Consider the following 7,435-nt stretch of genomic DNA (forward strand, 5'->3'; position numbering starts at 1 on the left):
CTGAAGTTTGCGAACGATCTGTTCCGGATTGTGACGTTTCCTTTTCGACATAATCAAGTCTCCTTGCCCGAAGGGCAGATGCGAAACTCTCATTATACATGGACCAGTTTACGGGGGGCACACCAAAGTCTCTGGATCAATAAAACTCTCCTGCAAAAAAAAGCAACGACGAGGGGAGCACAAAAATGACGTGATGAAGTTCGGCTGTTATTTGAATGGAATGATGGTGTATTCTTTTATTCGTCTACGGAAAGGAATATTCTATGAAAATTAACGGATTATTTTGTGTTCTTATGAGTTTTGCTGTATCCACCGCCTTTGCGGAGGCGCCGCTGAAAGCAGCCCTATTTTTAGATGCGCCCCTCGCCAAAAAGGAATCTTTCTCCGTGCATTTGGCGGAAGCGCTGCAGGAAGCGCCCAAATGCGGGTGCCGGGAGGCAACGCCCGATTTAACGGCTTTCTTCGAAGAGATGCTTACCGAAAATGGCTACGCAACAGTGATCCTGGATGCCGAGATGCTGTGCACGCCGGGATACCTGGAAGAGGCGCAGGTGTCCCTGTTGGTGCTGCCCTATGCCAAACGCCTGCCCATGAAAGCGATTCCCACCGTCACCGCCTATCTGGAGCAAGGAGGCAATCTCTTGGTTTTGAATGGGCCTGCTTGGGTTGAGCCTGTGGCGGCTTTGGATGGGAAGTGGCAGACTCCTGAAGAATATCGGATGCAGCAGGCACAGCGTCCGGTTACCCACCATATTCTCGATTTTAATAAAGAATCCATTGAATCTTGGTATCGAAGCGCTTACCGTCCGGAAAGCCCTACCACCTTCACTATGGTGAAAGAAGGGCCTGTTGTCCATAGTGCCGCTCTTGAAGTTCATATTCCGGAATTGGAAGGATGGGATTCCGTTTGCCGTACTTTCGAGACATCGCCTTTTCCCGAAGGCTTTACAGACATGGTCTTCAGCGCGCGCGGTGGAGCGAAAACCAATTTGCTCGCTGTCGAATGGAGCGAAGAAGACGGTTCCCGTTGGCTTGCCGTAGTACCACTAACGACAAATTGGCAGCAGTTTCGTTTGTCGCCTGAGTCGTTTAAGTTTTGGGAGAGCGTTCCCTCCCGTGCGCCCACGACTTTCAATCCGGCACAGGCGCGCATGATCGCCTTCACCCTTGCCTATTCCCATACGGGTCACATGACCGGTGAACATTGGTTCCAAGTGTCGGAGGTGGGCGCTGAAAAAGCAGGCGGGGAGACAACGGTACTTTCGGAAGAGATCCCCCTTCCTCCATTGGATATTGTCGCGCCGTCCTATAAGTTTTTTGACATGAAGGGCGTCACATCGCTTTGTGCTGCAAAAGGTCAGCAAATGCTGGACCAACAGCACTTCCTGCTGCCGAAGAAGATGCAGTCGGTACATCCGCGCCCGGAGGCAGGCGGTTTCGCGAAAGGGCGGCCATGGCGTTGGATACCTCTCTTAGAAGCGCGTGCGGCTGATGGTGATCTGCGCGGGTATCCCGCTGCTATGCTCATCCATGGAGACGGAAAGTATCAAGGCGGCATTTGGGCTTCTTTCGCCATTGACGATGGGGGATGGTATGAGTCGGAAGAGGCGTCTGCGGCGATCCTCAGCGTGTTGGCGCGCATGAAAGAACCTGTGTTTTTGATGGACGGCGGCGCGGCCTATTACACCTGCTTCGAAGATCAAGAAGTAGCCTTGGGCGCAACCGTAGTGAACTTAAAAGAAGGTGCCGCTTCCGATCTCTCGGTGTCGGTGACGGTACAAGACGGATATGGGAATACGGTTGGCTCTGCCTCTTGGAGCGACGTGACCTTATCGGGTACAGAATCGAAAAGCTTTGTGAATACGTGGGTACCGCCCAATACGTCGACTGACGGCTTTCAGGTGATCACCCGTTTGCTGCGCGGTGAAGCGCTTTTGGATTATGCAGAACACGAACTCTATGTTTGGAAGCCGAAAGAAAATCCTTCTTTTGTTTCTATAGAAGACGGCGATTTTGTATTGGAAGGAAAGCGATGGCGGCCCCATGGAGTCAACTATATGCCCTCATCGGGCATCGGAATAGAATGGTCTCATTATTTTGAGCATTGGATTGGAGCGGAAGCCTATCATCCCAAGGTCATCCAGCGCGATTTAGAACGTTGTGCCGCTATGGGCTGTAACGCTGTGAGTATCTTTATCTATCGAAAATCGATGGAGGCACAAAATCTTTTAGACCTCTTGCGGCGCATTGATTTGTTGGGTATGAAAGCCAATTTGTCGCTGAGACCGGGCACCCCTATGGACTTACAAAAGGAAGGGCTTCGTGATCTGATTGGCTATTATCGATTGGCTGAAAATGACACGGTCTATGCCTATGACTTGGCGTGGGAACCGCAGTTTCGCCAACAAGAACGGGATCCTTTTAATCCTCAGTGGGAAGCTTGGATTATAGAGCGTTACGGCAGTGTGGAAGCAGCTGAAGAGGACTGGGGATGTTCCGTTGCCCGCGATGATGAAGGAGCGATTATCGGCTACCGGCAGGAAATGATTACGGGAGGGGACGAGTGGGCTCCCATGATTGCAGCGTACCGCCGTTTCCTTGACACTTTACTCTACGAAAAGTATGGCGAAGCGCGCCGATTTGTGCGTTCCCTCGACCCCAATCATGCCGTTAGTTTTCGCATGTCTATGGCAGGCGATCCAACGGATCAAAATTATTCCACCATACTCTATGACTTCGCCTATCTTGCCGGTGCTGTGGATATTCTTGAGCCGGAAGCTTATGGCCGCATCGGCAATTGGGAAAAGGTGAAGCCCGGTTGGTTTACCTATGAATATGGGCGTTGGGCGAATCCTGCATTGCCGGTGATGTGGGCGGAGGCAGGAGTTCATGTGTGGGATATGGCGCAGATGCAGCCGGGGAAAGACGCCCTCGCCTTCCAAGCAAAGTATTACACCGATTTTTACCGCATGCTCATTGAAAGCGGAGCCGATGGTATTTTTTGGTGGTGGTATCCTGGAGGATATCGGACCAATGAAAAGAGTGATTACGGCGTTATCAACCCAGACGGCACGGATCGGCCTGTGACAGCCGTAATACGCAATCATGCCAATGCCTTCATTGACGGACCCGACGCCAAGGAGGTCGATCATATGTTGTACTTCGATCGTGACAGCCACAAAAATGGATTGACCGGTATCTACAACGATTTGGAAGCGTCTTTTTGGAAGGCTATTGGGGCCCGAAAAACGCCGGGATTGAATACGGAAGGAAGTAGTACAGATTCGACGAATTGCCCGCTCATGGCTGTGGGGAATCGTCCGCAGACGAAGCATAATCCGCCTAAATACTTGGACGCGTTTTTTGACCGTGTAGAAATACAGCAAAAGGACGGGTCTTGGCGGCGTCTTTTATCCGGCGACCGCGTAGCCGTGGACCGTTCCGATGTACAGCTTCGATTCTCCTTTACCAATCTCGGGGAGGCTGCATTGGTCGCTCCCCATAACGGTGACGGTAAAGATGGTGTCGTGTTCATTACGTGTTCAGGTGACTTGGAGACTGCTTATGCGCTGCCCCTTTCGCTCACCCGTTTTGAGGAAGGGCAGTTGCAGATAGGGTTGAGTGCTATTCCGAAAGATCAAGCCTGTCAGTGTGTCTTCAGTTTTGAGGCGCACAATCGCTGTGCCTTCGGAAGTAAATTTGAACTTGTCTTTACGCCCCCAAAACCAAGCTATTGAAGTTCAACACATTGCCTTTTGTTGTTGCGTTCCGTAGGCGAAGAAGGAAAGGAAGATCATGAAGAATTTGACACGGCGTGAAATGTTGGCTGCCTTGGCAGCGACGGGAACCTTTCTCGCAGGCGGATTGCCCGCTGCCGCTTCGGAGCCCAAGCGCCCTCCGAATATCGTGTTTATTCTTGCCGATGATTTGGGCTATGGCGCACTGGGCTGTTATGGACAGGAACAGATAAAAACGCCTCGTCTTGATGCTATGGCTAAAGAAGGAATGCGCTTTACCCAAGCCTACTCCGGCAGCACTGTTTGCGCGCCGTCGCGCTGTTCCCTCATGACGGGCATGCACCAAGGTCATGCTTTTATTCGGGGTAACACATCTATGATTGATCGGGTACGGGTACCCTTGCGCCCTGAAGATGGTACCGTAGCGGAATTGCTTCAAGAAGCAGGCTATAAAACGGGAATTATAGGAAAGTGGGGGCTGGGGGATGCCGGTACCGTCGGCGCGCCCAATGCAAAAGGCTTCGATGAGTTCTTTGGATATATTGATCAATATCTGGCGCATAACTATTACCCGGAAAGGCTTTGGCGAAATGAGGAGGAAATTACTCTGGCGGGAAACGAATTAGAGATTGCCAATGTCTGTAAGCGCTGTGAATCCTATAGCCACGACCTATTCACGGAAGAGGCACTCGATTTCGTGACGCGCCATAAAGAGGATGCCTTCTTTCTTTATTTGGCGTATACCTTGCCGCACGCCAACAACGAGGCGGTACGTCTTCGTGAACATGGCATGGAAATCCCATCGGATGAGCCCTATAGCGATGAAGCATGGCCTGCCGCGCAACGAAGCCATGCAGCTATGATTAGCCGCTTAGATCGAGATGTAGGACGCATGCTGGACCGCCTGGGAGAACTGGGGATTGCAGAGGATACGCTCGTTATCTTCGCGAGCGACAACGGGCCCCATCGAGAAGGCGGCGCCGATCCTGAGTTCTTTAACGACAACGGTCCTTTTCGCGGCATAAAACGTGACCTCTACGAGGGTGGTATACGGGTACCCGCCATTGCATGGTGGCCGGGAAGCATTGCGGCAAATACGGTGAGCGATCATGCCTGGGCGTTTTGGGATTTCTTGCCGACAGCCGCCGCTTTAGCTGGCAGAGACGCACCGGCCTGTGACGGGATTTCGTTTGCGCCCACCTTGTTGGGGCATCCGGAAAAACAGGTGAATCATGATTATCTGTATTGGGAGTTTCATGAAGGTGCATTCAAACAAGCTGTGCGCATGGGGGAGTGGAAAGCCATCTGTAATAAGGCGGGAACGCCTACGGAGCTCTATAATCTGAGTAAGGATCCTTCTGAATCCAAGGATGTGGCAAAACGATATCCTGCCTTGGTCGAGAAAGCAGAATCTATCTTTCGTAATGGGAGGACGGAATCGCCCTATTGGCCGTCGCAGCGTTGAGAATAAAACAGATCAAAGAATACCTGCCAATTGGGAAAGCACTTTGGGATCTTTTATCTCAATGCTGCGGTTTCCCAAAACAATGATGTCTTCTTGCTGCAGCTCTTGCAGCACTTTCGTCACGGTCTCTCGGCTCGCGCTAACCATTTGTGCAAGATCGCGATGGGTTAAAGTAAGGGATCTGTCTTGGCGGACATCGTCACAGACGTAGCGTTGATACAGACTTTGTAAAACACGTTCGCGTACGGTTAAAAATGCTAAGGCGTTTAATGATCGTTCTGTATCAAGATTGCGTTGACACAAAGCACAAGACACTGCATAACTAAATTCAGCTTCCTCTTGCAGCAGCCGCGTAATATCGGAGCGGTGTATCAGCATTAAATCTGTGTTGACGAGTGCTGTCGCGTAATATCCTCGGCGTGGCAGTTTCAAAAGGCATTCATCGCCGAAAAAATTACCTTGTGCGACTTGGCGAAAACAAAATTCACGCTGATTATTGGATATTTTAGAAAGTTTAACGCGGCCCGACCGAAGAAAAAAAACACGATCACAGGGGTCATCGGGAAAGAATATAATTTGATGTGCTGAGAAGTGTTGTCGAAGAGAAAGGTTTACAATACGCTTTTTGAAATCATAGGAAAAATGTTTAAAATAATCTTCAAATCGGAATCGAAGATCCGGTTCAAGCTGACGTTTCGGCATAGCTGCGTAACTTTCTGTCCACACGACAATGCGGCGCAGGCTGATTATGCCGGTTGCAGCGAAGCAACATACTTTTCATAGCTATTCGTGAAAAGTCTGCGCCTAAGAAAAACACATGCTTACAGGGAAACGGCTATGGAAGTGGTTTAGCCTTCCCGGCTGTTCCCAATCCATAATAGGAATAGCTATCTGAAGAGCTTATCATAAACAGCTGTTTTAGGCTGTTGGCAAGGCAGCTCTTAGGTAGTTGAGCGCGATAAAAAAGAAGGGGGCCTGACGCGTGGAAGAAGGCTTGTCTTTTTTCCTGCCGGATTCAATTCGCCTTGGATACCTATATTTACTAGGATGCCGGTCATAAACAAACTGACTACCAAGGCACTGCCTCCATAGCTGACAAAAGGTAAGGGTAATCCTTTTGCCGGGAAAAGTCCCAAATTAACGGTCATGATAAAGGTGGTCTGAACTCCTAAGAGCAAGGTAATACCTGTGGCGAGTAAAAAGCCAAACATATCCGGAGCGTTTGCCGCGATACGCAAACCAATGAAAATGAGACCGAGGAACAAGGTCAATAAAATGAGTGCTCCTATCAATCCAAAGTCTTCGGCATAGGCTGCGAAAATGAAATCGGTATGTGCTGCGGGCAGGAAGCCGAGTTTTTGTTCGCCGGCGCCCGCACCGCTGCCCCATAGTCCGCCTTGCGTAAAAGAGGATAAGGATTGGACTACGTGATATCCTGAAGTATCTCTATATTTGAAGGGGTCGAGTGCGGCTTTTACCCGGTCGATTCGATAATCATACATCATTATTAAACATACTCCTCCCACGGCGCCGAGGATCCCCGTCACGGCGGTGTAGCGTATTGATCCGCCTGCCACTAAAATCATAAGGAGTGTGGTCAATGCAATAACTAAAGGAATACCAATGTCTTTTTGGGCAATAACGATTACACAAAAGAATCCGGCAACACAGCCCGGCATAAGAAAACCGGCACAAAATTTTTTGATATGTTCTTGATTTTGAGTCAAGCGAAGGGAGAGCAAAAGTACAACGCAGAATTTGGCTAGTTCAGAGGGTTGAAAAACAAAAGGGCCCATTCCTACCCAACGGGCTGCGCCGCCACGAACCTGACGAAAGGGCGGCACGAATGTGAGTATCAGCAACACTACGGTACCCATCACAATGAGACGCCTCATTTTCGGGGTAGCAAGTCGATGATAATCGTTATACATCATAATCAGGAAGGCGATAGAGCCCAAGCCTAAATACACCAGGTGTTTAAAGATGATGGTGGAATTGGCAACTTGCACGGCACTGATGCTGTAGATCATAGAAATGCCGCACAAAATACAAGCCACTGTGATAGTAATCAATATGGTGGAATCGCGTCTCATCTCGTGTATTCCTTAGTTATGAAGCGGAGGGATCCGAAAGACGGTATACACAGGTCTTGAACTCTCTGCCTCTTTCTTCAAAATTACGATACTTATCAAAACTTGCACATCCGGGAGAAAGGAGTACCGTATCTCCGGGC

At 49.9% G+C, this 7,435-nt stretch carries 4 protein-coding genes; 2 read left to right on the forward strand and 2 right to left on the reverse strand.

The window, feature by feature from the left end; translation table 11 throughout:
• Window positions 1-263 precede the first annotated feature (263 nt).
• Both GX117_05925 and GX117_05930 read left to right on the forward strand, forming a co-directional pair.
• Window positions 264-3,737, forward strand: coding sequence for a hypothetical protein (locus GX117_05925; GenBank protein NLO32880.1), 3,474 nt, complete (start codon window positions 264-266; stop codon window positions 3,735-3,737).
• Window positions 3,738-3,819: 82 nt separating this feature from the next.
• Entirely contained in the window at window positions 3,820-5,202 is a 1,383-nt protein-coding gene (locus GX117_05930) for an arylsulfatase (GenBank protein NLO32881.1), read from the forward strand.
• Between the two features lie 12 nt (window positions 5,203-5,214).
• On the opposite strand, the gene GX117_05935 is transcribed toward GX117_05930, so the two are convergent.
• Window positions 5,215-5,904 (reverse strand): Crp/Fnr family transcriptional regulator, encoded by a 690-nt coding sequence (locus tag GX117_05935; GenBank protein NLO32882.1) that lies wholly within the window; start codon window positions 5,902-5,904, stop codon window positions 5,215-5,217.
• A 239-nt stretch (window positions 5,905-6,143) separates the two neighbouring features.
• Window positions 6,144-7,295, reverse strand: a complete 1,152-nt coding sequence (locus GX117_05940; protein NLO32883.1) for a cell division protein FtsW — start codon at window positions 7,293-7,295, stop codon at window positions 6,144-6,146.
• Between the last annotated feature and the right edge of the window lie 140 nt (window positions 7,296-7,435).

The organism is Candidatus Hydrogenedentota bacterium (genome assembly GCA_012523015.1).
In the GTDB taxonomy this organism is placed as follows: domain Bacteria; phylum Hydrogenedentota; class Hydrogenedentia; order Hydrogenedentales; family CAITNO01; genus JAAYBJ01.